At 73.5% G+C, this 26149-nt stretch carries 24 protein-coding genes; 20 read left to right on the top strand and 4 right to left on the bottom strand.

Going from position 1 to position 26149, the window contains the following annotated elements; genetic code table 11:
• Positions 1–16 precede the first annotated feature (16 nt).
• Genes hydA through AC0KTA_RS06560 form a run of 3 tightly spaced genes read left to right on the top strand, consistent with a single transcriptional unit; the run spans position 17 to position 3962 of the window.
• A complete protein-coding gene (hydA, locus tag AC0KTA_RS06570; RefSeq protein WP_481054160.1) occupies positions 17–1420 on the top strand; it encodes a dihydropyrimidinase in 1404 nt (467 codons plus the stop codon).
• 11 nt (positions 1421–1431) lie between these two features.
• A complete protein-coding gene (locus AC0KTA_RS06565) occupies positions 1432–2436 on the top strand; it encodes a TIGR03842 family LLM class F420-dependent oxidoreductase (protein ID WP_481054159.1) in 1005 nt (334 codons plus the stop codon).
• Complete coding sequence (locus tag AC0KTA_RS06560; protein WP_481054158.1) at positions 2433–3962, top strand: NCS1 family nucleobase:cation symporter-1; 1530 nt, start codon at positions 2433–2435, stop codon at positions 3960–3962. The genes AC0KTA_RS06565 and AC0KTA_RS06560 overlap by 4 nt, the downstream gene beginning before the upstream one ends.
• An 85-nt stretch (positions 3963–4047) precedes the next feature.
• Here the strand turns inward: AC0KTA_RS06560 and AC0KTA_RS06555 are convergent, their stop codons facing one another.
• Positions 4048–4911 carry a class I SAM-dependent methyltransferase gene (locus tag AC0KTA_RS06555; RefSeq protein ID WP_481054157.1) on the bottom strand — a complete coding sequence of 288 codons (864 nt, stop codon included), beginning with the start codon at positions 4909–4911 and terminating at the stop codon, positions 4048–4050.
• Between the two features lie 288 nt (positions 4912–5199).
• Here AC0KTA_RS06555 and AC0KTA_RS06550 point away from each other — a divergent pair, with 288 nt between their 5' ends.
• The 8 genes from AC0KTA_RS06550 (at position 5200) to AC0KTA_RS06515 (ending at position 12716) form a co-directional block, all read left to right on the top strand.
• The gene (locus tag AC0KTA_RS06550) at positions 5200–6333 is read left to right on the top strand and encodes a sensor histidine kinase (protein ID WP_481056330.1); all 1134 of its coding nucleotides are present in this window, start codon (positions 5200–5202) and stop codon (positions 6331–6333) included.
• Positions 6330–6995 (top strand): response regulator, encoded by a 666-nt coding sequence (locus AC0KTA_RS06545; protein WP_481054156.1) that lies wholly within the window; start codon positions 6330–6332, stop codon positions 6993–6995. Before AC0KTA_RS06550 ends, AC0KTA_RS06545 begins: the two co-directional genes overlap by 4 nt.
• Positions 6996–7171: 176 nt before the next feature.
• Positions 7172–7897, top strand: coding sequence for a DUF4232 domain-containing protein (locus AC0KTA_RS06540; protein WP_481054155.1), 726 nt, complete (start codon positions 7172–7174; stop codon positions 7895–7897).
• A gap of 180 nt (positions 7898–8077) precedes the next feature.
• The gene (locus AC0KTA_RS06535; protein ID WP_481054154.1) at positions 8078–9826 is read left to right on the top strand and encodes a sensor histidine kinase; all 1749 of its coding nucleotides are present in this window, start codon (positions 8078–8080) and stop codon (positions 9824–9826) included.
• Positions 9827–10038: 212 nt separating this feature from the next.
• Positions 10039–10485 (top strand): roadblock/LC7 domain-containing protein, encoded by a 447-nt coding sequence (locus AC0KTA_RS06530; RefSeq protein WP_481054153.1) that lies wholly within the window; start codon positions 10039–10041, stop codon positions 10483–10485.
• Positions 10482–10838, top strand: coding sequence for a DUF742 domain-containing protein (locus AC0KTA_RS06525; RefSeq protein ID WP_481054152.1), 357 nt, complete (start codon positions 10482–10484; stop codon positions 10836–10838). The genes AC0KTA_RS06530 and AC0KTA_RS06525 overlap by 4 nt, the downstream gene beginning before the upstream one ends.
• Entirely contained in the window at positions 10819–11436 is a 618-nt protein-coding gene (locus AC0KTA_RS06520; protein WP_481054151.1) for a GTP-binding protein, read from the top strand. The genes AC0KTA_RS06525 and AC0KTA_RS06520 overlap by 20 nt, the downstream gene beginning before the upstream one ends.
• Positions 11433–12716: a cytochrome P450 gene (locus AC0KTA_RS06515; RefSeq protein WP_481054150.1), complete on the top strand. Its 1284-nt coding sequence runs from the start codon at positions 11433–11435 to the stop codon at positions 12714–12716. The genes AC0KTA_RS06520 and AC0KTA_RS06515 overlap by 4 nt, the downstream gene beginning before the upstream one ends.
• A gap of 62 nt (positions 12717–12778) precedes the next feature.
• Here the strand turns inward: AC0KTA_RS06515 and AC0KTA_RS06510 are convergent, their stop codons facing one another.
• The gene (locus AC0KTA_RS06510) at positions 12779–14005 is read right to left on the bottom strand and encodes a cytochrome P450 (RefSeq protein WP_481054149.1); all 1227 of its coding nucleotides are present in this window, start codon (positions 14003–14005) and stop codon (positions 12779–12781) included.
• Between the two features lie 166 nt (positions 14006–14171).
• Between AC0KTA_RS06510 and AC0KTA_RS06505 the strand changes: the two genes are divergently transcribed.
• Both AC0KTA_RS06505 and AC0KTA_RS06500 read left to right on the top strand, forming a co-directional pair.
• On the top strand, positions 14172–14675 hold the full coding sequence (locus AC0KTA_RS06505) for an SsgA family sporulation/cell division regulator (protein WP_481054148.1): 504 nt from the start codon (positions 14172–14174) through the stop codon (positions 14673–14675).
• 89 nt (positions 14676–14764) lie between these two features.
• Entirely contained in the window at positions 14765–15337 is a 573-nt protein-coding gene (locus tag AC0KTA_RS06500) for a Dps family protein (RefSeq protein WP_481054147.1), read from the top strand.
• A gap of 87 nt (positions 15338–15424) precedes the next feature.
• On the opposite strand, the gene AC0KTA_RS06495 is transcribed toward AC0KTA_RS06500, so the two are convergent.
• Positions 15425–16813 carry a hypothetical protein gene (locus AC0KTA_RS06495; RefSeq protein WP_481054146.1) on the bottom strand — a complete coding sequence of 463 codons (1389 nt, stop codon included), beginning with the start codon at positions 16811–16813 and terminating at the stop codon, positions 15425–15427.
• 405 nt (positions 16814–17218) lie between these two features.
• Here AC0KTA_RS06495 and AC0KTA_RS06490 point away from each other — a divergent pair, with 405 nt between their 5' ends.
• The 7 genes from AC0KTA_RS06490 to AC0KTA_RS06460 all read left to right on the top strand — a co-directional run bounded on the left by AC0KTA_RS06490 (position 17219) and on the right by AC0KTA_RS06460 (position 25609).
• Positions 17219–18130, top strand: coding sequence for a helix-turn-helix transcriptional regulator (locus AC0KTA_RS06490; RefSeq protein WP_481054145.1), 912 nt, complete (start codon positions 17219–17221; stop codon positions 18128–18130).
• 9 nt (positions 18131–18139) lie between these two features.
• Positions 18140–19960, top strand: coding sequence for a gamma-glutamyltransferase family protein (locus AC0KTA_RS06485; RefSeq protein ID WP_481054144.1), 1821 nt, complete (start codon positions 18140–18142; stop codon positions 19958–19960).
• Between the two features lie 163 nt (positions 19961–20123).
• Positions 20124–20978 (top strand): inositol monophosphatase family protein, encoded by an 855-nt coding sequence (locus AC0KTA_RS06480; RefSeq protein WP_481054143.1) that lies wholly within the window; start codon positions 20124–20126, stop codon positions 20976–20978.
• Between the two features lie 106 nt (positions 20979–21084).
• Positions 21085–22497, top strand: a complete 1413-nt coding sequence (locus AC0KTA_RS06475) for a phytoene desaturase family protein (protein ID WP_481054142.1) — start codon at positions 21085–21087, stop codon at positions 22495–22497.
• A 43-nt stretch (positions 22498–22540) separates the two neighbouring features.
• Positions 22541–23077, top strand: coding sequence for an O-acetyl-ADP-ribose deacetylase (locus tag AC0KTA_RS06470; protein WP_481054141.1), 537 nt, complete (start codon positions 22541–22543; stop codon positions 23075–23077).
• Between the two features lie 452 nt (positions 23078–23529).
• Complete coding sequence (locus AC0KTA_RS06465; RefSeq protein WP_481054140.1) at positions 23530–25077, top strand: AlkA N-terminal domain-containing protein; 1548 nt, start codon at positions 23530–23532, stop codon at positions 25075–25077.
• Between the two features lie 28 nt (positions 25078–25105).
• Positions 25106–25609 carry a methylated-DNA--[protein]-cysteine S-methyltransferase gene (locus AC0KTA_RS06460; RefSeq protein WP_481054139.1) on the top strand — a complete coding sequence of 168 codons (504 nt, stop codon included), beginning with the start codon at positions 25106–25108 and terminating at the stop codon, positions 25607–25609.
• Between the two features lie 40 nt (positions 25610–25649).
• Here AC0KTA_RS06460 and AC0KTA_RS06455 read toward each other — a convergent pair whose 3' ends face one another.
• Positions 25650–26144: an NUDIX domain-containing protein gene (locus AC0KTA_RS06455; protein ID WP_481054138.1), complete on the bottom strand. Its 495-nt coding sequence runs from the start codon at positions 26142–26144 to the stop codon at positions 25650–25652.
• Positions 26145–26149: the final 5 nt, after the last annotated feature.

The raw sequence follows: 26149 nt of genomic DNA, 5'->3' as shown, positions 1-26149 counted from the left end.
TAGGGAGCGCATCACCATGAGTACCCGCACCCTGATCCGCGGCGGACTCGTCGTCACCGCCGCCGAGGAACTGCACGCCGACGTGCTGATCGAGGACGGCCGGATCGCGGCGCTCGCCGCGCGCGGCACCGAGGCCGCCGCGGCCTGGACCGCGGACCGCGTCATCGACGCGAGCGACAAGTACGTCGTCCCGGGCGGCGTCGACGCGCACACGCACATGGAGTTCCCGTTCGGCGGGACCTTCTCGTCCGACGACTTCGAGACCGGCACCCGGGCGGCGGCCTGGGGCGGCACCACCACCATCGTCGACTTCGCCGTCCAGTCCGCCGGGCACTCCCTGCGTGAGGGCCTGGACGCCTACTACGCGAAGGCGGACGGGAAGTGCGCGATCGACTACGCCTTCCACATGATCGTCTCCGACGTGAACGACCGCACGCTCAAGGAGATGGACCTGCTCGTCGAGGAGGGCATCACCTCCTTCAAGCTCTTCATGGCCTACCCCGGCGTCTTCTACAGCGACGACGGGCAGATCCTGCGCGCCATGCAGCGCTCCTCGGCCAACGGCGGCCTGATCATGATGCACGCGGAGAACGGCATCGCGATCGACGTCCTCGTCGAGCAGGCCCTCAAGCGCGGCGAGACCGATCCCCGTTACCACGGCGAGGTCAGGAAGGCGCTGCTCGAAGCCGAGGCCACGCACCGCGCGATCCGGCTCGCGCAGGTCGCGGGCGCGCCGCTGTACGTCGTGCACGTCTCGGCGGAGGAGGCCGTCGCGGAGCTGGTGGCCGCGCGGGACAAGGGCCTTCCCGTCTTCGGCGAGACCTGCCCGCAGTATCTGTTCCTGTCCACGGACAACCTCGCCGAGCCGGACTTCGAGGGCGCCAAGTACGTCTGCTCCACACCGCTCAGGCCCCGCGAGCACCAGGCCGCCCTGTGGCGGGGCCTCAGGACCAACGACCTCCAGGTGGTCTCCACGGACCACTGCCCGTTCTGCTTCACCGGCCAGAAGGAGCTGGGCCGCGGCGACTTCTCGAAGATCCCCAACGGCCTGCCCGGCGTCGAGAACCGCATGGACCTGCTCCACCAGGCCGTCGTCGACGGACACATCAGCCGCCGCCGCTGGATCGAGATCGCCTGCGCCACCCCGGCCCGCATGTTCGGCCTCTACCCGAAGAAGGGCACCATCGCGCCCGGCGCCGACGCGGACGTCGTCGTCTACGACCCCGCCGCGACGCAGGTCATCTCCGCCGAGACCCACCACATGAACGTCGACTACTCGGCGTACGAAGGAAAGCAGGTCACCGGCCGCGTCGAGACCGTCCTCTCCCGCGGCGAACCGGTCGTCGAAGGACGGGAGTTCATCGGTCACGCCGGACACGGCGTCTACACGCCCCGCGCGACCTGTCAGTACCTGAACTAGGAGGCTTCCCCGTGGATTTCGGACTCGTCCTGCAGACCGACCCGCCCGCGTCCGAAGTGGTCGGCCTGATGCGACGCGCGGAGCAAAGCGGCTTCCGCTACGGCTGGACCTTCGACTCGTCGGTCCTGTGGCAGGAGCCGTTCGTGATCTACAGCCAGATCCTGGAGCACACCGAACAGCTGACCGTGGGCCCGATGGTGACCAATCCGGGCACCCGCACCTGGGAGGTCACCGCCTCCACCTTCGCGACCCTCAACGACATGTTCGGCAACCGCACCGTGTGCGGCATCGGCCGCGGCGACTCCGCGATGCGTGTCGCGGGCCGCAACCCCAACACCCTCGCCCGGCTCGGCGAGTCGATCGACGTGATCCGCGACCTCGCCGAGGGCCGGGAGGCCGACATAGAGGGCCGGCGGCTGCGCATCCCGTGGGTGCGGGACGGCAAATTGCCGGTGTGGATGGCGGCGTACGGCCCCAAGGCGCTCGCGCTCGCCGGGCAGAAGGCGGACGGCTTCATCCTCCAGCTCGCCGACCTGTACCTGACGGAGTGGATGGTCAAGGCGGTCCGTGACGCCGCCGCCGCGGCCGGACGTGATCCGGCGGACGTCAAGATCTGCGTGGCCGCGCCCGCGTACGTGAGCGCCGACCTGGACCACGCGCGCGAGCAGTGCCGGTGGTTCGGCGGCATGGTCGGCAACCACGTCGCCGACCTCGTCTCCAAGTACGGCGAGCACTCCTCGATGGTCCCCGAGGCGCTCACCGCGTACATCAAGGAACGCGAGGGCTACGACTACAGCCACCACGGACGCACCGGCAACCCCGACACCGCCTTCGTGCCCGACGAGATCGTCGACCGGTTCTGCCTGCTCGGCCCGGCCGCCGCGCACATCGACAAGCTGCGGGCGCTGCAGGAGCTCGGCGTGGACCAGTTCGCGCTGTACGCCATGCACGACGCGCGGGAGGCAGTCATCGACGCGTACGGCGCGGAGGTCATCCCCACCCTGACCAGCCCATGACCGACACCGTCCCCTCCGGGCCGCCCGCCGTCGCGCCCACGCAGCGGGCGGCCGACGACGGCCGCGTCGAGCTGATACCCGGCGCCTACCCCCACGACAGCCGCTTCGCCAACGACGACCTCAAGCCGATCCCGCTCGCCGAACGCCACTGGACCACCTACAACTTCGCCGCCCTGTGGGTCGGCATGGCCCACAACATCCCGTCCTGGACGCTCGCCTCCGGCCTGGTCGCGCTCGGCATGGACTGGAAGCAGGCCGTCTTCACCATCGCGCTCGCCAATGTGGTCGTGCTCCTCCCGATGCTGCTCACCGGGCACGCGGGCCCCAAGTACGGCATCCCCTTCCCGGTGCTCGCGCGCGCCTCCTTCGGGCTGCGCGGCGCGAACCTGCCCGCGCTGATCCGCGCCGCCGTCGCCTGCGGCTGGTTCGGCATCCAGACGTGGATCGGCGGGCAGGGCATCTTCGTCCTGCTGAACGAGGTCTTCGGCGGCGCCTGGGCCGACGCCTCACACATCGGCGGCTACCCGTGGACGCTGTGGCTGTGCTTCGTGGCCTTCTGGGGGCTGCAACTCGCCATCATCCACCGGGGCATGGAGACGCTGCGGCGGTTCGAGAACTGGGCGGCGCCCTTCGTGCTCGTCGGCGCCGTCGTGCTGCTGGTGTGGATCTCCGACAAGGCGGGCGGGCTCGGCCCGCTGCTCGACCAGCCGTCCGAGCTCGGCTGGGGCGCCGACTTCTGGCCGGTCTTCTTCCCCGCCCTCATGGGCATGATCGGCTTCTGGTCCACGCTGTCCCTGAACATTCCGGACTTCACCCGCTTCGGCAAGGGCCAGCGGGCCCAGGTATGGGGCCAGACCCTCGGCCTGCCGACCACGATGACGGCCTTCGCGCTGCTCTCCGTCCTCGTCACCTCCGGCTCGCAGGCGGTGTACGGCAAGCCCATCTGGGAGCCGGTGGAGCTCGCCGCCAAGGCGGACAACGTCTTCGGGCTGCTGTTCGCGCTGGTGACGGTGCTCGTCGCGACGGTGTCCGTGAACATCGCGGCGAACGTGGTCTCGCCCGCGTACGACCTCGCGAACCTCGCGCCACGGCTGATCAACTTCCGTACGGGCGCGCTGATCACGGGCGTCGTGGGCGTCCTCATCTTCCCCTGGAAGCTGATCGAGACGCCCGAGCTGTACATCTTCGTGTGGCTCGGTGTGGTCGGCGGGCTGCTCGGCACCGTCGCCGGGATCCTCATCGCCGACTACTGGGTGGTACGGCGCACCTCCCTCGACCTGGCCGACCTCTACCGGCCCGAGGGGCGGTACTGGTACACGGGCGGCTGGAACTGGCGAGCCGTGGCGGCCTTCGCCGTGGGCGGCATGCTCGCCGTCGGCGGCTCGCACTCGGACCCGGGGGAAGGGCCGTTCCCCCGGGACGGCCTGATCCCCTTCCTCGAGCCGCTCGCGGACTACGGATGGGCCGTGGGGCTGGGGGCCGCGTTCGTGGTGTATCTGGGGCTCATGTGGTCGCGCAGGGAGTAGCGGCTGCGGGGCCGGGGCGGCGGTCGCGGTGGCCGCGAAGGCAGCTTCGGCTCAGCTCGGGCGCGGTGGTCGCGAAGGCTGCGGCTCAGCTCGGGCGCGTCGCCGTCACCAGCCACACCCGCGCCTTCATCCGCACCCCGCGCCCGCCCGCGTAGGGCGTGAGCACGTCCTCCATGGCCTTGCGGGTGACCCGCGGCACGGACGCGTCCGGGGTGCGGGAGAGCAGGAAGCGGACGGCGTCGGCCGGGTCCTTGCCCCAGTACGTCTCGATGGTCAGGGACGTCACGGCCACGTCCGTGTAGGCGGCGAGGGCGGCGCGGATGCGGCCGGGCTCGCTGAGGGAGGCCATCGCGGCGCGGGCGTCGGTGGAGTCGGGCGACGCGGTGGCGCCCTGCTCGCCGAGGAGCTTCGCCAGCGTGCCGAGCGCGCGGGACTCCTCGATGTCGGGGCTCGCCGGCTGCGGACTGACGAACACCAGACGCCCGCCGGGACGCAGCGCGCGGGCCACGTTGCCGAACGCCGCCGCGTGGTCGGCGAAGAACATCACGCCGCCCCGGCTGATCGCCACGTCGTAGCCGCCCGCGGGGAAGGAGTGGGTCTGGGCGTCGCCCAGTTCGTACGAGACGTTCGCGACGCATTCGGCGGCGGTGCGGGCACGGGCCCGGTCCAGGAGCGGCGCGGAGATGTCCACGCCGACCGCGCGGCCGCCGCCGGCGAGCCTGGCCGCGATCCGCGTGACCGTGCCCGCGCCGCAGCCGATGTCCAGGACGCGGTCCCCGTCAGCGATCGCCGCGGCCGCGAACAGATGGTCGTTGAGGTCACCGCTCATGGCGTCGTAGCGGTCCTGCTGCGCGGCCCAGTGCCGGCCGACGGGGCCGTTCCAGATGGCTTCCTGGCGGGCGTTGGGGTGAGCGGCGGGCCGGGCTTCGGGGCGGGCGTGCGTGGTCATGGCGGCTCCTTCACCGGTGGGGCGTCGTCGGGGACGCCGTGGTTCGTGGTGCCGATGGTGTCCGCGCGCGGGCCCCGCGGTCGTCGTACCGGCGAAGGCAGTCGTGGCTACGGCGCCGGGGCCGGACGGCCGCGGATCTACTACCCCGGGAGTAGCCCGGGAACGGTCCGCCCGGTGGACGCCGTCGCCCGTACCGGCGCTTAGGGTGCGGGCATGCAGGGGGAACAGGTGAAGCAGCGCGGCGCCGCCGGACGGCGGCCGGTGTTCGACGGCCACGACCACGACCACATGCAGGACCCGAAGGCGCGCCTCGTGGTCGCCGGGCTCGCCGTGGCCGTCGCCGTCGTCGTCATGGTCGCGACGGCGTACGAGGGCGGGGCGGACGCCGTCGACTACGCCCTGGTCGCCGTCGGCTCCCTCGCGCTGGCCGCGTACCAGAGCGCGCCCCGTGTCGTCCTCGCCGTCACGACGGGCTGCATGGCCGCCTTCGTGCTGCACACCGAGCCGATCACGGCGGCGGCGTTCCCCGTGCTCGGCGCGGTGCACGTGGCCGCCCACGGACGGCAACGTCTCCTTGGCGCGGGCCTGGGACTGGCCTTCCTCGGCGCGTTCTTCGCCGCCGACCCCGGCCGGGACGGCGCCGTCGAGCGGACCCTGCTGCTCACCGGCTGGTTCGTATGCGCCGCCGCGATGGGCGTCGCGGGCAGGACCTGGCAGGCCTATCTGCGCCAGACCGAGGAGCGCGCCCTTCAAGCCGAGCGGACCCGGGAGGAGGCGGCGCTGCGCCGGGCCGGTGAGGAACGCCTGCGGATCGCCCGCGAACTGCACGACTCGCTCACCCACAGCATCTCCATCGTCAAGCTGCAGGCCGGTGTCGCCGTGCACCTGGCGCGCAAGCGCGGCGAGGACGTGCCGCCCGCGCTGCTCGCCATCCAGGAGGCGAGCGGAGAAGCCATGCGCGAACTGCGGGCCACCCTGGAGGTGTTGCGCACCGACGCGCCCACCGGCAGCCCCGCCCTGCTCGTCGAGCGCGCCCGGTCGGCCGGGCTGCCCGTCGAGCTGACAGTCACCGGACGGGAGCGGGCGCTGCCGTCGGCCCTGGAGCTCGGGGTCTACCGCATCGTCCAGGAGTGCCTCACCAACGCCGCCCGGCACGCGGCCGGCGCGGCGTCCGTCGGCGTCCATCTCGACTACGGGGAACGGCAGGTGGTGGTGCGGGTGGACGACGACGGGGCCGCGCGCCCGGGACGGCCGGTCGCGCCCGGCGTCGGCCTCACCGGGATGCGCGAGCGGGTCGAGGCGCTCGGCGGCGCCCTGCGGGCGGGGGCTCGGGACGAGGGCGGGTTCTCGGTGCGGGCCGAGCTGCCGGTGGAACTGCCGGTGGAACTCCCGGTGGCGCAGCCGTCGGAGATGCCGGGGTGATCCGGGTCGTGCTGGTCGACGATCAGGCCCTGATGCGGGCCGGTTTCCGGGCGCTCCTCGACGCCGAGGACGGCATCGAGGTGGTGGGGGAGGCCGCGGACGGGGAACAGGGAGTGGCGCTGGTCCGGGAGTGCGTGCCCGACGTCGCGCTCGTCGACGTACAGATGCCGGTCCTGTCGGGCATCGAGGCCACGCGCCGCATCGCCGCCGACCCGTGCCTCGCGGCCGTACGCGTCGTCATCCTCACCAACTACGGCCTGGACAGCTACGTCTTCGAGGCGCTGCGCGCCGGGGCCAGCGGCTTCCTGCTCAAGGACACCGAACCCGCGGACCTGCTGCAGGCCATCGAGGTCGTCGCCCGCGGGGACGCGCTGCTCTCGCCGTCCGTGACCCGCCGCCTCATCGGCGAGTTCGTGGCCCGGCCCCCGGACCGGGCGACGCCGCCCGGCATGGAGGGCCTCACGCCCCGCGAACGCGAGGTGACGGCCCTCGCGGCCCGTGGCCTGACCAACGAGGAGATCGCGGCGCACATGGTCATCAGCCCGTTCACGGCGAAGACCCATGTGAGCCGGGCCATGACCAAGCTGGGCGCGCGCGACCGGGCCCAACTGGTGGTGTTCGCCTACGAGTCGGGTCTGGTGCAGGCGCGGGGCTCCTCGTGAGTCGCGCCGCGATGGCCGCCCAGGTGGTCGAGGCCGACCTTCCCGCCGGCGGTCTCACCTGGTCCCGGCCGGGGTGGCCCCTGATCGCCGCTTCGCGGCTCGTCCTCAATCGCCGGACGGGCTTATTCTCCCCCCTTGGCGGTCGCTGCAGGGACCCCGCGTGACATGATCCGCGCGTGACTCACCTCTCGTACCGCCGTGCCGCCGCCCTCTTTGCCCTCGCGATACTCGCCGCCGGCTGCGGGCAGTCGGCGGACTCCGGCCGGGACGGGGCGGGCGGGGCCGCGACCCGCGTGGCGAGTCAGGACGGACGGCCCCCGACCGACTCCGGGCCGACGCCGTCCGGCACCGGCCCGGCCCCCTCGCACGGCGTCACCCCGGACGCCCTGCCCCCCGATGCCTCGGACGGGCCGTACTACGGAGATCTGGCCGTGCCGGAGCGGCCGGCCGAGGCGACCCGTGACTGCCGGGGGGAGAAGGGGCTCCTGGTCGAACCGGGCCCCGTCGAGGCGGCGATGGGGCTGCGCGCGATGACGGTGACGCTGACGCACTGCGGCACCGGCACCTACCGTCTCGACGGCTACCCGGACCTGCGGGTGCTCGACGCCGACCATGAACCCCTCGACGTACGCAGCCTCAAGGGCACGGACCGCGTCACCAGCGGCATGCGCGACCCCGGGCCGCACCCCGTCGCGCTCGCGCCCCGCCAGTCGGCGACGGCGTCCGTGGTGTGGCGCAACACCTACACCGACACGAGCAACCCCGCCGTCAACGCCCCTCACCTGCGGGTCGTCGCGTCCCCGGGCGCCCCCGCCCGGATCATCACGCCGGACGGCGGCGTCGACCTCGGCAGCACCGGGCAGATCGCGACGACGGCCTGGAAGAAGTTCACGCGCGGGTGAGCGGACGATCAGTGACCCCCCGTTGCTGAATGCTCGCTTCCACTGTGCGATCTTGTGGCTAGCATGACCACCACAAGTGCCGTCGGAAGACAGCGCCACAGGGCGGACTTCCCTCGCGGCGGCACCAGTTGAGGGCGGGCCGGACGGCCCGCGCCCCCGTGCCGACCCCGAGGGACCGGAATGACACAGCCCGCCGATCGCCGTCCGGACCGCACCCCGAGCACCCGGCGAACGGCCTACACGCTGCCCGTGTGCCTCCTCGCCGCCGCGGCCGTAGCGGGCGCCGCCGTCGCCGCGCTCGCGCCCGCCGCGGCGCGCGGCTGGGTGGCCGCGACCGCGGCCGGGGGCTGGGTGCTGCTGACCGTCGCGGTCTGCGTCGCACTCACGACGGCGGGCAGACTGCGGGCACGGGTCGCCGACGCCGAGGGCGAACTGCTCGACGTACGCGGCCAGTTGGACCACCGCACCGCCGAGGACATGGGCCTGGCCCAGGTGACCCTGCCCGCGGTGGCGCGCCTGGTCCGCGCGGGCACCGCACCCGACGACGTGCTGCGGCAGACCCGGCCGCCCGCCCTGCCCTCCCAGCGCGAGCTGCTGCGCGTGTGCGTGACCGCGCTGGCCGACGCGGAGCAGCGCGCGGCCACCGCCGCCGCGGCCGAGCGGCGCGCCGCCGACGACCTGGCCCGCGTCTCCGGCGACGTACGGCTCCTTGCCGCCGAGACCCTCCCGGACGTGGTCGCCACCCTGCGCGGCGGCGCCTCCGTGGACCGGGTCCTCGCGGGCATGCGCCGGCCCGACGACCCCGCGCTGCGCGAGCTGACCGAGGCCGCCGTGCGCGAACTCGCCCTCAGCGAGCGGCGCGCGGCCGCCGCGCAGGCCGCGAGTGCCAAGGCCCTCAGCCGCGTCCAGGCCAAGTCCGTGAGCATGCTGGCCGACCTGCGCGACATGCAGGACCGGCACGGCGAGGAGGTCTTCGGCGACCTGCTCCGGCTCGACCACAGCACCTCGCAGCTCGGCCTCATGACCGACCGGCTCGCGCTCCTCATGGGCGGCCGCTCCAGCCGCGCCTGGAACAAACCCATCGTGATGGAGTCCATCCTGCGCGGCGCCGTCGGCCGCATCGCCGCCTACCAGCGGGTGCGGCTGCACTGCTCGACCCGGGTGGCCGTCGTCGGCTTCGCGGCCGAGGGCGTGATGCACCTGCTCGCCGAACTCGCCGACAACGCCGCGAACTTCTCGCCGCCCACCGACGAAGTCCACGTCTACGTCGAGGAGTCCCGCACCGGCGTCGTCATCACCATCGAGGACAGCGGCCTGCGGATGTCCGAGGCGGCGCTGCGCCGGGCCGAGGAGTCGGTGTCCGGGCGGACCACCGACCTCGCGCTGCTCCAGGGCACCCGGCTCGGCCTCGCCGTGGTCGGCGGGCTCGCGCGGAAGTACGGCATCAGCGTCAGCTACCGCCCCTCCGCGCGCGGCGGCACCGGCGTCGTCGTCCTGCTGCCCCCGCAGCTCATCGCCCAGCAGCCGCAGCCGGAGAGCGCCCCGGCGGCCGACACGGGCGAGCACAGTCCTGAGCGCAGCCCCGAGCACAGCCCCGTGCGCGAGCGCACGGCCGACGGCACCGATGGCCGAGGGACCGCCCTGGCCGGCGGGGCCGGCGGGACCGACGGGACCGATGGCAAGGGCGCCACCCTGGGCGGGCTGCCGGTGCGGCGGCCGGGCCGCACGATGGCCGCCGCGCACGCCGAACTCCAGCAGCGCCAGGCCGCCGCGGGTGATGCCTCCGGCGCGGACGGCGCGCCCGGCGCGGACGGCGCGACCACGGGCGGGACGCCGCCTCCGCCGCGCGACATCGGTGCCCGGTTCGGGGCCTTCCACCGCTCCCGGCGGGCCGCCGAGGAGAACGAGCCGCCGCAGCGGGCCGAGTGAGCCGAGTGAACGCTCCCCGTCCGTTCCGCGGCCGTCCCGCCCGGGCTGCGTACGTCTCGTACACCGCATGCGTCGCGCGCATCTCGTACGTCGCGCGCATCTCGTACGCCTCGTACGTAGCGCCCTCAGTCCACCCGACGTCCCTCACCCCCGCCCCGCAACCGAAAGGGAGGCACGGGCGTTCGCGCACCCGGTGATCGCCCCGAATCACTATGCAGACCACCGACAACAGCCTGAACTGGCTTCTGGACAGCCTCCTCGACGGCACTCCCGGCACCCGGCACGCCCTGGTGCTGTCCCGGGACGGCCTGAAACTCTGCTGGAGTCCCGGACTCGGCCTCGACCAGGCCGATCAGCTCTCCGCGATCTGCTCCGGCATCCAGGCGCTCGCCCAGGGGGCGTCCATGGAGTTCGGCGACGGGTCGGGCGGCGTACGGCACTCGATGACCGAGTTCCACGGCGGGCTGCTGTTCGTCGTGGAGGCCGGCGAGGGCGCGCACCTGGCGGTCATCGCCGACGAGGAGGCCGACCCCGGTGTGGTCGGCCACCAGATGGGCCAGCTCGTCTCCCAGATCGGTGAGCATCTGCGGGCCGAGCCGCGGGCCGAGGGTGCCGGGAGCCCCGGGGCCCCGGGAAGCCCCGGGAGTTCGGCGTCGTGACGCGGCGGCCCGTCGACGTGGGCGACCCCGACCGGCTCTACACGGTCACCGGGGGCCGCAGCCGCGCCGACGGCAGCTCGTTCGACCTGGTGACGCTGATCGTCGCCGAGTGCGAGCCGTCCGTCGGCCAGCAGTCCGAGCACCGGCGCATCCTCGAACTGTGCCGGCACCCGACGGCCGTCGTCGAGATCGCGGCGGAGCTCTCGCTGCCCATCACCGTCGTCCGCATCCTCCTGGAGGACCTCCAGGCGACCGGCCGCATCACCCCTCGTCACCCCCGCGCGGCGGCCTCCGCCGCGCTGCCCGATTCCGCTCTTCTCACGGAGGTGCTCCATGGGCTCCGCAACCTCTGAGCTGCCGTCGTCCCGGACACCGCTGCGGGACACGGCCGAAACCGGCCTGAAGATCGTCGTGGTGGGCGGCTTCGGCGTCGGCAAGACCACCCTCGTCCGCTCGGTCAGCGAGATCCGGCCGCTCAACACCGAGGAGGTGATGACCCAGGCGGGCGCCGGAGTCGACCGCGTGCCCGAGTCGACCGGCAAGAACACCACCACCGTCGCCTTCGACTTCGGCCGCATCAGCCTCAACGACCGCCTGGTGCTCTACCTGTTCGGCGCGCCGGGCCAGAAACGCTTCTGGTTCCTGTGGGACCGCCTCTTCTCCGGGACGCTCGGCGCCGTCGTCCTCGTAGACACCCGCAGGATGGACGACTCCTGGTACGCCATCGACCGCCTCGAACACCATGGCACGCCCTTCGTCGTCGCCGTGAACCGCTTCGAGGACGACACGGCGCGCCACTCCCTGCAGGAGATACGCGCGGCGCTCGCGCTGCCGGACCACGTCCCCCTCATCGACTGCGACGCCCGGGTCCGCTCGTCCGGCAAGGACGTGCTGATCACCCTCGTCGACCACCTCCACCACCTGGCACGGGAACGGGAACTGACAGCATGACCGAAGCGACAGGACCCGCGGCCGGGCAGCAGCCCAGCACCCCGCCGCCCGGCTGCCCCGCCCACGCCGCCCACCCCGACGCGGTGCCCCTCAGCGGCCTGGAGTACCAGCAGACGCCGTTCGACCTCTACCGCGACCTGCGCGGCAAGCATGGCTCCGTCGCCCCCGTGCTGCTCGACGGCGGCGTGCCCGCCTGGCTCGTCCTCGGCTACTCCGAGGTCTCGTACGTCACCGCGCACGACGAGCTGTTCGCCCGCGACTCACGGCGCTGGAACCAGTGGGACACCATCCCCGCCGACTGGCCCCTGATGCCGTTCGTGGGGTACCAGCCCTCCGTGCTCTTCACCGAGGGCGCCGAGCACCGCCGTCGCGCGGGCGTCATCACCGAAGCCCTGGAGGGCGTCGACCAGTTCGAGCTCGGCCGCGAGTGCGCGTTCATCGCCGACCAGCTCATCGCGTCCTTCGCAGGACGTGGCAACGCCGAGCTGATGAGTGCCTACACCCATCCGCTCGCCATGCGCGCCGCCGTGCACATGGTCGGCATGCCGCCCGGCGCCGCCGACACCGAGGCCCTCGTCGAGGACCTGCGGATGTCGCTCGACGCGGCCGAGGGCGACGACCCGGTGGCGGCGTACGTCCGCGTCGGCGAGCGCGTCCACCACCTGGTCGAGGAGCGGCGGTCTAACCCGGGAGCCGATGTCACGTCGCGCATGCTGGAGCACCCGGCGGGGCTGTCCGACGAGGAGATCGTCCAGGACCTGATCTCGGTGATCGCCGCCGCCCAGCAGCCCACGGCCAACTGGATCTGCAACACGCTGCGGCTGCTCCTGACCGACGAACGCTTCGCCCTGAACGTCTCCGGCGGCCGGCTGAGCGTCAGTCAGGCCCTCAACGAGGTGCTGTGGCTGGACACGCCCACGCAGAATTTCATCGGGCGCTGGGCGGCGCGCGACACCCAGCTCGGCGGGCGCCGCATCCGGGCGGGCGACTGCCTGGTCCTCGGCCTCGCCGCGGCCAACGCCGACCCGCAGATCTGGCCGGGCGCGCAGGTGGGCTCGGAGAACTCGGCGCACCTGTCCTTCAGCAACGGCGAACACCGCTGCCCCTACCCGGCGCCGCTGCTCGCCGACGTGATCGCCCGCACGGCGGTCGAGACGCTCCTGGAGCGGCTGCCGGACCTGGTGCTCTCCGTCGACCCTGCCGAGCTGACCTGGCGGCCGTCCATCTGGATGCGCGGACTGACGGCGCTTCCGGTCCAGTTCACGCCTGTGGCGCAGTGACGTCCGTGGCGCAGTGACGCCAGTGACGTCCGTGGCGCCCATGGTGTTCACGCCCGTGGCGCTCAGCGCGGCACGGGCGAGAACACCACGGGCAGGGTCGCCGGGCCCCGGGTGAACACGCCCTGTTCGGAGGGGACGAATCCGTCGGCGAGCCGCAGGTCCGGCATGGCGTCCAGGAGTTGGCCGACGCCCGTCTCGACCTCGGCGCGGGCGAGGAGCGCGCCCACGCAGAAGTGCCGGCCGAGGGCGAACGCGAGATGGTCCGCCGCCGCGGAGAACGCGGTGGTGGTCGTCAGGTCGTCGCGGAAGATGTCGAAGCGGTCGGGGTCGGCGTAGCGCTCGCCGTCCCGGTTGGCCGAGCCGATGAGGCAGGTGACGGTGGCCCCGGCCGGCAGGGTGCCGCCCGCGAGCTCCACCTCGGCGGCGGTCTGACGCATGATCATGTGGACCGGCGGGGTGTGGCGCAGGGTCTCGGCGAAGGCCCGGTCGATCAGGGAGCGGTCCGCGCGGACGGCGGCGAGCTGCTCGGGGTGCGTGAGCAGGTTCGCGAAGATGCCGGCGATCGCCTTGTCGGTGGTCTCGCCGCCCGCCGCGAGCAGCAGGCTGCAGAACGCCTTGATGTCCTCGTCGCTCATCCGCACCCCGTCGACCTCGGCGGCGCACAGCGTCGACAGCAGGTCGTCGCCCGGGTGCTCCCGGCGCCGGGCGATCACCGGGAACATGTACTCGGCGAACTCCACCCGGGTCCGCTCGCCCGCCGCGGTCACCTCGGGGTCGCCCGTGAGGTTGCCGAGGAAGGCGATGACGGTCGTGTACCAGCCGTGGAAGCGGTCGTGGTCGGCCTTGTCCAGGCCCAGCATGTCGGCGATCACGTTCACCGGGAAGCGGGTGGCGTAGTCGGCGACGAGGTCCGCGGAGCCCCGGTCGCGGAAGGCGTCGATCAGTTCCGCGGAGTTGCGGCGGATGACCGGCAGGAAGGTGTTCTGCAACTCGGCTCCGCGGAAGGCCGGGGCGACCAGGGCACGGCGCACCGCGTGCTCACGCCCGCTGAGCTGAAGGATCGTACGGCCGTGCACGGGCTCCACTTGCCAGTCGTAGTTCTCGGTGGTGAACTGCGACTCCTTGTCCTTGAAGACGCGGGCGACGTCCTCGTAGCGCGAGATGATGTAGCTTTTGGTGGGTTCATGCCACAGTAGTGGGGTGTGTTCCCGCATGGCGCGGTAGACGGGGTACGGATCGGCCGCGAACTCGGGCGAGAGAATGTCCGGTATCGGCTGAGCAGGGGACACGGGGCTCCTTCGGCGGGCGACTGCCTGGCCGGCCAAGCCTATGGATCAAGGAAAAGATCCGACAGGGTGCGGAGCCCGCCATCTGTTGTCCCCCTGCAGTTCCCCCGCATCTCCGGCGCCGCCCGGGGAATACGGGGCTCACACCCCCAATCACTGGAGGCGCGCCGTGGAGGCCGAGGTCAGAGCGACGGTGTTCATGGAGATCGAAATCGGCGGTACCGGCGAGCCCGATGGGGTCGGTGAGCTCGACGGGACGGACGGCGGCCGCGCGCCCCTGCCCGCCGAGTTCGCGTACGCGCCCGATGATCCCTTCGTCGTCACCATGACGTTCTACTGCGAGGGCGACGAGGTGACGCGCTGGCGCCTGGACCGGGACCTGCTCGCCGAGGGCTGTGAGCGCCCGGCGGGCGAGGGCGACGTACGCGTCGCACCGACCGCGGACCCGGACCGCGGCGACGGCGTGCGCATCGAACTCCTCGGCACTCCGGGCCCCGCGGGCCGCACCCACGCCGTGCTGCACGCCGCCGCCTCCGACCTCACCGCCTTCCTGACCGCCGCCCACGCGGTCGTGCCGCCCGGCGAGGAACAGGTCGGCCTGGACGATCTCGACGAGCTCCTGGGCGGCCTGGATCAGGACGCGAGCAGCGCGTACGGGGAGCACGCGGCGTAGGCAATGTTGTGTGCCCTTTGGCGTGTTAAGCGGCTTTGGCGTGGGGAACACGTTGCACCGTCCCCCACGAGAGAGCTGAGGAGCACACCATGGCCGGCACATTCACGCCCCGCTACACCGTCCCCGGCATCGGCGTCGAGGACGGGGCGAAGCTGATCGAGGCGCTCCGCGTTCGGCTGCACGCGCTGAACGATCTGCATCTCACCCTCAAGCACGTGCACTGGAACGTGGTAGGCCCGCACTTCATCGGCGTGCACGAGATGCTCGACCCGCAGGTCGACCGCGTCCGCGCGATGGCGGACGACGTGGCCGAGCGCATCTCGGCCCTCGGCGGCGTACCGAAGGGCACCCCGGGCGCCCTGGTCGCCGAGCGGACCTGGGACGACTACAGCATCGGCCGCGCCGACGCCATCTCCCACCTGGGCGCGCTCGACCTCGTCTACTCCGGCGTGATCGAGGGGTACCGCACCGCCATCGACAAACTCGGCAGGATCGACCCGGCGACGGAGGACATCCTCATCGAGCAGGTCCGGGACCTGGACCAGTTCCAGTGGTTCGTCCGGGCGCACCTCGAGACCGCGCAGGGCACACTCGCCACCGGCGACGCGGCGACGGAGCGCGAGGCCGCGCAGGCCGCCGGCGCGGAGCGACGCCGCCCGTGACCGCGGTGGCGGGGTCACGGGCGGCTGTCGTCCACGCCGGGGCGCGGGCCGGACGGTGCGGCGCGGGCCGGACGGTGCGGCTCGGGGCTAGACGGTGCGGCGCGGCGGCCTGGAGAACGGGCAGGGCTGCGAGAAGAACTCGCGCCGCTCCTGCACGTCACGGAAGTTGGTCTGCGTCGACGCGCCGGTCGCGGCGAGCAGCATGCCGTCGGAGGAGTCCGGCCCGTCGAGGTAGTCGATCAGCGGCCCCGCCGAGCTCATCGGCACGTGCTCGGCGACGTCGTGCCGCGCCATGGGGTCGGACTGGGCCGCGTTGTCCCGCATCTTGCGGACGGTGCGGATGGCGTCCGGGGCGCCGGTGAGCGACTTGGTCTCCATGCCGCCGAGGTTGTTGCGCGGCAGGTGCAGGTGCATGTCGCGCCAGGCGAAGATGAACACGCGCAGGCCCACACCGTGCCGTTCGAGCCGGGAGAGCAGCGGATGGGCCGCGCCGTCATCGCCGCCCTCGGCCCGCAGCCGCGCCAGCTCCTCGGCGAACTGCTCGTACAGGTCGGTGAAGAGGTGGAAGCGCATGCTGACCGAGTGGCTGCCGCTGGTCAGGCCGAGGTTCTCGCGGATCTGGTGGTAGTCGTGGGTGCTGAGGTTGTCGACGATCGGCGGCAGGCACACCTCGACCGGGTCGAACAGCTCCGTGGCGCCGTCCAGGGCGTCGACCGCGAGCTCGAGGTCGCCCTTACGGGCGCTGAGAATGGCTGATTCGATGCGGTCGTTGATCTCCCGCACGAGCAGTTCCGGTATCTGGTGCAGGGCCCGGAACTGGGTGAAGTACGTGTCACCGACCAGGTGGTGCTCATGCACGGCGTGCTGCAGCCGCGCGCTCGCGAGCAGCTTCTCGGGAGCGACGCCCGGCGCGGGGTGCACGGACTTGGCGAGATTTGAACTCCACACGCGCGCATCGTGGTTGGCGACGCGCACACAGTGCAGGATGCCGAACCAGGAGTCCTCCAGGCCGCGTTCGGCGATGACGCGGTCGACGTCGACGCTGCCCTGCTCGGCGAGCTCGGTGAGCTGCCGGTCGAAGCGGCGCAGCGCCGGGGAGAACTCGGCGAAGCCCGGGGTGGCCTCGACGTCCCAGCGGGGCGCCTCGTCCGGCAGGCCGCCGCTGACGCGCAGCGCGGCGACGCTGAGCCGGACCAGGACGCGGTGGAAGCTGCGCACCCAGTGCAGGGCCGCCACGCAGCGGTCGACGTCCATCCGCTCCAGGTGTCCGCTCGCGCGGTTGAGCAGGTCGCTGAGGTTGTGGAGGGCGATCTCGGCGGACTGGTAAAGGCCCACGAGCAGCGCCTCGGGCGTGACCGGTTCGACGGTCGTCTCCGCACGGGCGTCCTCGATGGCGCGAAGACTCTGCAACGCGTAGTAGTGCTCGGCGATGACGCCGCGTTCGTTGCGCGTCGGAGCGTCGGGCGTGGTTGTCAAGGAATTCTCCCTCAAGGGCGATGGACGCGCCATGAGGGCCAGCGCCCGCATGGCTGCCATTGACGTCGTCTGTCGTACTCCGTATACGGATGTGTCGTGCGCCGCGTCTGGATGTCGTGCGTCTCGGCGAGGTAGTGGCCCGGCGACGAATTGAAAAGTTGCCCTGTCCTGTCGGCGGGACAACCGGCCCCGGAATGCCCGGTGTTGCGGCTCTGTGCAGGCAACTCGCTGTTGGGCAGGGGTAGTTGGCTGGTGTGTCCCCGAGCCGGTTGGGTAGTCCCACAGTCGCTCACTCCGGTCGCCCGGCGGTATGGGTAAAAGTGCGTACGGGGATTCGGGAGAGCGCACCGAGGCCACAAAACAAGAATCGGGGGAACCGGGAAACGGGGAGGCTCCGTGTTGGGGATGTCTGCATTATCCGTGCGTCACTACGAGCGCATGCTCGACCTCGCCGTCGAGGCGCTCCGGGAACCGGATCCCGGACGCCTGTGGCCGCCGGTGGCGACGGAATTGCTCAGCGCCTGCGGGGGCGAGTTCCTTTTCCTGAAGCAGGACGAGGGATCGGGCGGCGGGGGCCCTGTACGCCTCTGGACGGCGGACGGGGCAGCCGACCACCGCCTCGACGAGAACGAGAACCTGCGGGACGGCATGCGCCGCGGTCACCTCTTCGGGGACCACTTCGCCTCGTCCGGCGACCACACGCCGCGCACCGCCGCCGAGATCCTCGGGGACCGCGCATGGCGCGCCAGCGAGACGGCGGAACTGCTGCGGAACGCCCTCGGCACGGACCACCTCCTGGTGCTGCCGCTGTCGGACGCCCCGGAGGCGTGCCGGTACTTCCTCATCTGCCGCTCGGGCGCCGACTTCACCGCGGCCCACCGTGCCTACGCGCGCCGCATCCAGCCCCTGCTCATGGGCGTCGACGAGCGGGCCGAACTCCTCAGCCGCCGGCGCGCGGCGGCCGCGGGACCGCCGGTCCCGCGGGCCGGCACCGGCGGGGCGGCGCCGGCTCCCGGGTCCGGCGCCGCCCCGGGGTCCGGCGCCGCCCCGGACCCCGAGGCGCGGGCCTTCGGCGACCTCACCCCGCGGGAGCTGACCGTCCTCACCCTGCTCGCCGACGCGCTCACCGCCGCGGTCATCGGCCGCCGCCTCGGCATTTCGGTACACACCGTGCAGAAGCACATCCAGAGCATCTACCGGAAGCTCGGCACCCGGGACCGCGTCACCACCGTCCTGCGGGCGCAGACGCACGGCCTGATCCCCGCCCCCGTGGAGGCGCACGCGGGCGGCGGTCCGGGAGGCGGGAGCACGAACTAGCCTGCGGTCATGTTCACCACGCGCCCCACGCTCCAGGGCACCTTCGGCATGGTGTCGTCCACCCACTGGCTCGCCTCGCAGTCCGCGATGGCCGTCCTCGAGGACGGCGGGAACGCCTACGACGCCGCCGTCGCGGCGGGCTTCGTGCTGCACGTGGTCGAGCCGCATCTGAACGGGCCCGCCGGCGAGGTGCCGATCATCCTCGCGCCGGCGGGCGGCGACGTGCGCGTCCTGTGCGGACAGGGCGTCGCACCCGCGGGGGCGAGCGCCGCCCACTACCGGGACGCGCTCGGCCTCGGCCTGGTGCCCGGCACCGGGCCGCTCGCCGCCGCCGTGCCGGGCGCCTTCGACGCCTGGATGCTGCTGTTGCGCGACCACGGCACCCGGACGCTCGCCGAGGTCCTCACGTACGCCATCGGGTACGCCGAGGACGGGCACCCGCCCGTGGAACGCGTCACGCAGACCGTCGAGACGGTGCGGGAACTCTTCGAGACGGACGGGACGGGATGGGCGTCGTCCGCGGAGGTCTACCTCCTGGGCGGCAGGCCGCCCGCGCCCGGCGAGCTGTTCCGCAATCCGCGCCTGGCTGCCACCTGGCGGCGGCTGATCGCCGAGGCCGAGGCCGCGGGCGGCGGCGACCGCGCCGCGCAGATCGACGCCGCGCGCGAGGTGTGGCGCACCGGCTTCATCGCCGAGGCGCTGGTGCGCCAGGCCGCGCGGCCCACCATGGACACCACCGGCGAGCACCACACGGGCACCCTCACGGCCGCCGACCTCGCGGGCTGGTCCGCCGGCTACGAGGACCCGGTCACGTACGACTGGAACGGCTGGACCCTGTGCAAGGCGGGCCCCTGGAGTCAGGGCCCCGCCCTCCTGCAGCAACTGGCGCTGCTCCCCGGCGAGTTGCCCGCGTACGGCTCCGCCGCGTACGTGCACCTGCTCGTCGAGGGCTGCAAGCTCGCCATGGCCGACCGGGAGGCCTGGTACGGGGACGCCGCCGAGGTGCCGCTCGCCGAACTGCTCTCGGACACCTACAACGCCCGGCGGCGCGAACTCATCGGCGAGAAGGCCTCGTTCGAGCTGCGGCCCGGCCGCCCCGGCGGGCGCGAGCCGCGCCTGTCCGCCCACGCGCGGGCCGTCGCCGCGGGAGAGCCCGGGTTCGGCGGGCTCGCGCCGCGGGCGAGCGCGGGCGCCGGGGAGCCGACGGTCACCTGGGACGGCGCGACCCGGGGCGACACCTGCCACCTCGACGTCGTCGACCGCTGGGGCAACATGGTCGCGGCGACGCCGTCCGGCGGCTGGCTGCAGTCCAACCCCGTCGTGCCCGAGCTCGGCTTCCCGCTCGGCACCCGGCTGCAGATGGCCTGGCTGGACGAGGGGCTGCCCAACACGCTCACCCCGGGCCGCCGCCCCCGCACCACGCTGACGCCGTCGCTCGCGCTCAAGGACGGCGTGCCGGTCATGGCCTTCGGCACCCCGGGCGGGGACCAGCAGGACCAGTGGCAGGTCCACTTCTTCCTGGGGGTGGCGCTGCGCGAGCCGGTGCGCGGGGGACTCGACCTGCAGGGCGCCGTCGACGCCCCCAACTGGCACACCGAGTCCTTCCCGGAGTCGTTCCACCCGCGCGGGATGCGGCCCGGCAGCCTCGTCGTCGAGTCCCGCACGGACCCGGAGGTCGTGGCGGAGCTGCGGCGCCGCGGCCACGACGTGACCGTGGGCGGCGCGTGGTCGGAGGGGCGGCTGTGCGCGGTGGCGCGGGATCCGCGGACCGGGGTGCTTTCGGCGGCGGCGAATCCGCGGGGGATGCAGGGGTACGCGGTGGGGCGGTGAGGGCGGGGGCGGCCCGGGGGTGAGGGCCGGGCGGCGGCCCGGGGGTGAGGGCCGGGCGGCGGCCCGGGGCTTCCGGTGAGCCGGGTGCCCGGTTTCATCCGGATTCCACCCGTTGTTCACCCCGCGAGTCCGCGATGTCAGTGGTACGTGCTCTTATGGAGGCATGATCGAAGCACAGGAAATCAAGGAAAGCATCGACGACTTTCTCGCACGACAGACCGCCGACGTGGAGCGCGTGATCCGCAAGGCGGCCGCGGAAGAGGTCACTCCCCGGTTCCGGCAGCTCGCCGAGGGCGACGTCGTCCAGAAGAGCGGCCCGCACGACCTGGTGACCGTCGCCGATCGCCGCGCGGAGGAGTTCCTCACGCGCGAGCTCACGGCGCTGCTCCCCGGCTCGGTCGTCGTCGGCGAGGAAGCGGTGCACGCGGACCCGTCGACGTACGAGGCGATATCCGGCACCGCCCCCGTCTGGATCGTCGATCCCGTCGACGGGACACGCCAGTTCGTGCACGGAGACCCCGGCTTCTGCACCCTCGTCGCCCTCGCCCTGGACGGCGTGGTCCTGGCCTCCTGGACGTACGCGCCCGCGCTGGACGAGTTCGCCGTGGCGGTCCGCGGCCAGGGCGCCACGCTGAACGGCGCGCCGCTGCGCGCCGGCGCCCCCGAGCCCGGCCGCCCGCTGACGGTCGCCACGTCCCACCCGGACTTCACGACCGACGACCAGAAGCGCGCCTTGCTCGGGGTGTACGCCGAAGGCTTCGCGCCCCGGTCGTGCGGCTCCGCGGGCCTGGAGTATCTGGCCGTCGCGCGGGGCGCCCTCGACGCCGTCGCGTTCAGCTGGGAGCTGGCCTGGGACCACGCCGCGGGCCTGCTCCTGGTCGAGGAGGCGGGCGGCGCGCACGCCACCCGCGACGGCGTGCCGTTCGCCGTCACCGGGGGCAACGCCCTGCCGTTCACCGCGGCGCGCGACGAGGCCACCGCCCGCCGGATCGCGGAGGCGCTCGCGGGCGCGATCTGACCCGCGCACCTGCCGGAGACGGCCGGGGCCCCGGTGTTGTCGGCGCCCCGGCATATCCTGTGCGGCACAGGCCATCGGCTGACGAAGGAGTCCGAAGGTGCCGTCGATGCTCGATGCCGTCGTCGTGGGGGCGGGACCGAACGGTCTCACCGCCGCCGTGGAGCTGGCCCGCCGCGGCTTCTCCGTGGCCGTCTTCGAGGCCGAGGGCACCGTCGGCGGCGGCGCGCGCACCGAGGAGCTGACGCTCCCCGGCTTCCGGCACGACCCGTGCTCGGCGGCGCACCCGCTGGGTGTGAACTCGCCCGCCTTCCGCGCGATGCCCCTGGAGCGGTACGGCCTGCGGTGGCTCCAGCCCGAGCTGCCCATGGCGCACCCGCTCCTCGACGGCCGCGCCGCCGTGCTGGCCCGCTCCGTCGCCGAGACGGCAGCCTCCTTCGGACCCCGCGACGCCGGTGCGTACCGCCGCCTCGTCCAGCCCTTCCTGCCCCGCTGGGACACCCTGGTGCGGGACTTCATGTCGCTGCCGCTGACCGCGCTGCCGCGCGACCCGGTGCTGCTCGCCCGCTTCGGGCTCACCGGTCTGCCGCCGTCGACGTGGCTGATGCGGCGCTTCGACGACGAGCCCGCGCGGGCGCTGTTCGCCGGGCTCGTCGCCCACGTCATCGCCCCGCTGAACGGCCTCGCGACGGGCGCCGTCGGCATGGTCTTCGCGCTCGCCGCGCACGCCCGCGGCTGGCCGGTGGCGCGCGGCGGCTCGCAGTCGATCTCCGACGCCCTCGCCGCGTACCTCACGGACCTCGGCGGCATCATCCACACCGACTACACGGTCAAGCGGCTCGACGACCTGCCGCCCGCGCGCGCGTACGTCTTCGACACCTCGCCCACCGCGCTGGCCCGCATCGCGGGACTCGGGCGCTACTACGACGGGTATCGGTACGGCGCGAGCGTCTTCAAGATCGACTACGCCCTTGACGGCCCGGTGCCGTGGACGGCGCCGCAGGCCCGCGTCGCCGGGACGGTCCAGGTGGGCGCCAGCAGCCGCGAGATCGGCGCCGCGCTGCGGGCCGCGTCCCGCGAGGGCCGGGCGCCGGACGCGCCGTTCCTGATCTCGGTGCAGCCCAGCGTCGTCGACCCGACCCGCGCGCCCGAGGGCAAGCAGGTCTTCTGGACGTACGGGCACGTGCCGAACGGCTGGCAGGGCGACCTCACCGACGCCGTCGAGCGGCAGCTCGAACGCTTCGCGCCCGGCTTCCGCGACCGCGTCCTCGCCCGCGCGACCGCCGGGCCGCCGCAGCTCGCCGCCCGCAACGCCAACTACGTCGGCGGCGACATCGCCTGCGGCGCCGCGAGCGGACTCCAGCTGCTGCTGCGGCCCCGGCTCACCGCGTTCCCGTACCGCACCCGGCACCCGGCCGTCTTCCTCTGCTCCTCCGCGACACCGCCGGGCCCCGGCGTGCACGGCATGTCCGGGCACAACGCGGCGAAGGCGGTCTGGAAGCGGCTGCGGGAGGCGCCGTGAGCACGTGTTTCCGCCGTGCCGCACGCACCCAGGAGGCGATCCGATGACCGCCCGCATCACCCTCGTCCAGGGCGACATCACCCGGCAGCGGGCCGACGCCCTCGTGAACGCTGCGAACTCCTCGCTGCTCGGCGGGGGCGGCGTGGACGGCGCCATCCACCGGCGGGGCGGCCCCGACATCCTCGCCGAGTGCCGCGCCCTGCGGGCCTCGCGGTACGGCAAGGGCCTGCCCACGGGCCAGGCCGTGGCGACGACCGCCGGGCGCCTGGACGCGGACCACGTCATCCACACGGTCGGGCCCGTGTGGTCGGCGACGGAGGACCGCTCGGCGCTGCTCGCCTCCTGCTACCGCGAGTCGCTGCGGGTCGCGGCCGACCTCGGCGCCCGCACGGTCGCCTTCCCGGCGATCTCCACGGGGGTGTACCGGTGGCCCCTCGAAGACGCCGCCCACATCGCCGTCCGGGCGGTCCGGGAGGCCTTGGCGACGACGGCCCCGGACCTCCTGACCGAGGTCCGCTTCGTCCTGTTCGACGAGGCGGCGTACGCGGCGTTCGAGCAGGCCCTGGCCGCACAAGGTTGATGTCGCATTCTCGCCAGCCCCCGGCCGCCGCGATCCCCGATCCTTGACCCATGCAGACCGCGCCGCACACCACACCCCGCACCCTGGAGCCCACGTCCGCACCTCGCAGGTCCGCGAGCGCCGGACCGGCCGGCACTGACCCGGCGGGGCCGCGGGGCACTGGTCGGGCGGGGCCCGACAGCGCCTTTCAGACGGGGCGGAGGGCCGCCGGTCGGGAGGAACCGCAGGCCAGTGACCCGGCGGAGCCGGGGAGCACCGGCCAGGCACGGCCGGCCGTTGTCGGCCGGGCGGAGCCGGCGAGTACTGGCCCGGCGGGGCCGGAGGGCAGCGGCCTGGCGGGGCCGGTGAGTGCCGGTCAGGCGCAGCCGGACGGTGCCGGGCCCGCGGGACCGTCCGGCCCCGGCCCGGCACAGCCGAGCCGTGGTGACGGTCGGGCAGCCGCGCCCGCAGGGATGCATGGTGACTTCGAGCGCTGTGTGCGTGCCGTGCAGTCGAAGGACGCCCGTTTCGACGGGTGGTTCTTCACCGCCGTGCTCACGACCCGCATCTACTGCCGTCCCAGTTGCCCGGTCGTGCCGCCCAAGCCCGCGAACATGACCTTCTACCCGAGCGCGGCCGCCTGCCAGCAGGCCGGTTTCCGTGCCTGCAAGCGCTGCCGCCCCGACAGCAGTCCCGGCTCGCCCGAGTGGAACCAGCGCGCCGACCTCGTCGCCCGCGCCATGCGGCTCATCGGCGACGGCGTCGTGGACCGCGAGGGCGTCCCCGGCCTCGCCACCCGCCTCGGCTACAGCACCCGCCAGGTCGAGCGGCAGCTCCTCGCCGAACTCGGCGCGGGCCCGCTCGCCCTCGCCCGCGCCCAGCGCGCGCAGACCGCGCGGCTCCTCATCGAGACGACCGCGCTGCCCATGGCACAGATCGCCTTCGGCGCGGGCTTCTCCTCGATCCGTACGTTCAACGACACGGTCCGCGAGGTCTTCGCACTCGCCCCCGGGGAGCTCCGGGAGCGGGCGGCCAAGCGGGCGGCCAAGCGGGCGGCCGGACGCCGGGGGAGCGGGAGGCACTCCGCCCGGCCCGAGCCCGCCCCGGCAGGGCCACTCGCCCCCGGCGGCGCCCCCGGCACCCTCTCGCTCCGGCTCCCCTTCCGCGCCCCCCTCAACCCCGACAACCTCTTCGGGCACCTCGTCGCCACCGCCGTGCCCGGCGTGGAGGAGTGGCGCGACGGGGCCTACCGCCGCACCCTGCGCCTGCCCTATGGACACGGCATCGTGGCGCTGACCCCGCACCCCGACCACATCGGCTGCCGCCTCACCCTCACCGACCCGCGCGACCTCACCCTCGCCATCAGCCGCTGCCGCCGCCTCCTCGACCTCGACGCCGACCCGGTCGCCGTCGACGGCCAGCTCGCCGACGACCCGCTGCTCGCCCCGCTCGTCGCGAAGGCGCCCGGGCGGCGGGTGCCGCGCACCGTGGACGAGGCCGAGTTCGCCGTACGCGCCGTCCTCGGCCAGCAGGTCTCGACGGCCGCCGCCCGCACCCACGCCGCACGCCTCGTCACCGCGCACGGCGAACCCGTCGACGACCCGGAGGGCGGTCTCACCCACCTCTTCCCCGCACCGGAGGCCCTCGCCGCCCTCGACCCCGAGTCCCTCGCGCTGCCCCGCAGCCGCCGCACGACCCTCACGACGCTGGTACGCCACCTCGCCGACGGTACCCTCCAACTCGGCGTCGAGAACGACTGGGAGCGGGCCCGCGCCCAGCTCACCGCCCTGCCGGGCTTCGGGCCGTGGACGACGGAGGTCATCGCGATGCGGGCGCTCGGCGACCCGGACGCGTTCCTGCCGTCCGACCTCGGCATCCGGCGCGCCGCCCAGGCGCTCGGCCTGCCGCACACCCCCGCCGCGCTCACCGCGCGCGCCGCGGCCTGGCGCCCCTGGCGCGCGTACGCCGTCCAGTACCTGTGGGCCACCGACGACCACGCCATCAACCACCTCCCCGCATAAGGGCATTCACCGTATGAAGGCGTTCACCATGCACCGTCAGCACACCGTCATCGACAGCCCCTACGGGCCGCTCACCCTCGTCGCCACCGACGGCACCCTCAGCGGCCTCTATATGACCGAGCAGCGCCACCGCCCCGCCGAGGAGACCTTCGGCGACCGCGACCCGGCCCCCTTCGGCCCGGCGATCGACCAGCTCGAGGCCTACTTCGCGGGCGCGCTCAAGGAGTTCGACGTGCCGCTGCGCCTGGACGGCACCCCGTTCCAGCGCTCGGTCTGGCAGCAGCTCCTGGAGATCCCGTACGGGCAGACCCGTACGTACGGCGAACTGGCCGAGGCCCTCGGCAACCCCGCCGCGTCCCGCGCCGTCGGCCTCGCCAACGGCAAGAACCCCATCAGCGTCATCGTCCCCTGCCACCGCGTCATCGGCGCGAGCGGCGGCCTGACCGGGTACGGCGGCGGCCTCGACCGTAAGCAGCGGCTCCTCGCCTTCGAGAGCGGGGCCGCCCCGGAGAGCGGCACCACCCTGTTCTGAGCCTCTGAGCCTCTGAGCCTCTGAGCCGCGAACGGCGTCGTCAGCCGACCCGGCGCCCGTTCTCCAGCTCCACCGCTCCCGTGCCTGCGTCCAGCGCGTCGAGCGCGGCGAGGACCCGGCGCGCGAGCGGCGCCGAGAGATGGACCGGCAGTTCCTCGCGGGAGGCGAGGCGCCAGGAGAGGAGTTCCTCCTCCTGGAGCCGGATCTCCTCGAACCGCTCGTCGGCGAGCACCCCGCCGTCGTACAGGAACGCCACCAGCGGAGGCCGCGCCGCGGTGCCCGGCACCCAGTCGACGGCGAGCAGCCCGCCCGGCGCGACGTCCAGGCCGATCTCCTCGGCGGTCTCGCGGCGCGCGCCCTGCCGCGGGCTCTCGCCGTCGTCCGACTCGACGGTGCCGCCCGGAAGGGCCCAGCCCTCGCGGTAGTTGGGCTGCACGATCAGGACGCGCCCGGCGCGGTCGCGGATGACGCTGGCGGCTCCGGCGAGGACGCGCGGCAGGCCCGCTATGTAGGTGGCGTAGTCGAGAGTGGTCACGACAG

This window comes from Streptomyces sp. Y309 (genome assembly GCF_056712025.1).
The sequence above is the reverse complement of the archived record's forward strand: the minus strand, read 5'-3'. Positions and strand labels throughout refer to the sequence as shown.

Excerpts from the sequence above, each read along its gene's own strand:
- hydA (WP_481054160.1), top strand. The coding sequence starts at position 17 with ATGAGTACCCGCACCCTGATCCGCGGCGGACTCGTCGTCACCGCCGCC.
- AC0KTA_RS06560 (WP_481054158.1), top strand. The coding sequence starts at position 2,433 with ATGACCGACACCGTCCCCTCCGGGCCGCCCGCCGTCGCGCCCACGCAG.
- AC0KTA_RS06555 (WP_481054157.1), bottom strand. The coding sequence starts at position 4,911 with ATGACCACGCACGCCCGCCCCGAAGCCCGGCCCGCCGCTCACCCCAAC.
- AC0KTA_RS06550 (WP_481056330.1), top strand. The coding sequence starts at position 5,200 with ATGCAGGACCCGAAGGCGCGCCTCGTGGTCGCCGGGCTCGCCGTGGCC.
- AC0KTA_RS06535 (WP_481054154.1), top strand. The coding sequence starts at position 8,078 with ATGACACAGCCCGCCGATCGCCGTCCGGACCGCACCCCGAGCACCCGG.
- AC0KTA_RS06530 (WP_481054153.1), top strand. The coding sequence starts at position 10,039 with ATGCAGACCACCGACAACAGCCTGAACTGGCTTCTGGACAGCCTCCTC.
- AC0KTA_RS06520 (WP_481054151.1), top strand. The coding sequence starts at position 10,819 with ATGGGCTCCGCAACCTCTGAGCTGCCGTCGTCCCGGACACCGCTGCGG.
- AC0KTA_RS06515 (WP_481054150.1), top strand. The coding sequence starts at position 11,433 with ATGACCGAAGCGACAGGACCCGCGGCCGGGCAGCAGCCCAGCACCCCG.
- AC0KTA_RS06500 (WP_481054147.1), top strand. The coding sequence starts at position 14,765 with ATGGCCGGCACATTCACGCCCCGCTACACCGTCCCCGGCATCGGCGTC.
- AC0KTA_RS06490 (WP_481054145.1), top strand. The coding sequence starts at position 17,219 with ATGTCTGCATTATCCGTGCGTCACTACGAGCGCATGCTCGACCTCGCC.
- AC0KTA_RS06485 (WP_481054144.1), top strand. The coding sequence starts at position 18,140 with ATGTTCACCACGCGCCCCACGCTCCAGGGCACCTTCGGCATGGTGTCG.
- AC0KTA_RS06480 (WP_481054143.1), top strand. The coding sequence starts at position 20,124 with ATGATCGAAGCACAGGAAATCAAGGAAAGCATCGACGACTTTCTCGCA.
- AC0KTA_RS06475 (WP_481054142.1), top strand. The coding sequence starts at position 21,085 with ATGCTCGATGCCGTCGTCGTGGGGGCGGGACCGAACGGTCTCACCGCC.
- AC0KTA_RS06470 (WP_481054141.1), top strand. The coding sequence starts at position 22,541 with ATGACCGCCCGCATCACCCTCGTCCAGGGCGACATCACCCGGCAGCGG.
- AC0KTA_RS06465 (WP_481054140.1), top strand. The coding sequence starts at position 23,530 with ATGCATGGTGACTTCGAGCGCTGTGTGCGTGCCGTGCAGTCGAAGGAC.
- AC0KTA_RS06460 (WP_481054139.1), top strand. The coding sequence starts at position 25,106 with ATGCACCGTCAGCACACCGTCATCGACAGCCCCTACGGGCCGCTCACC.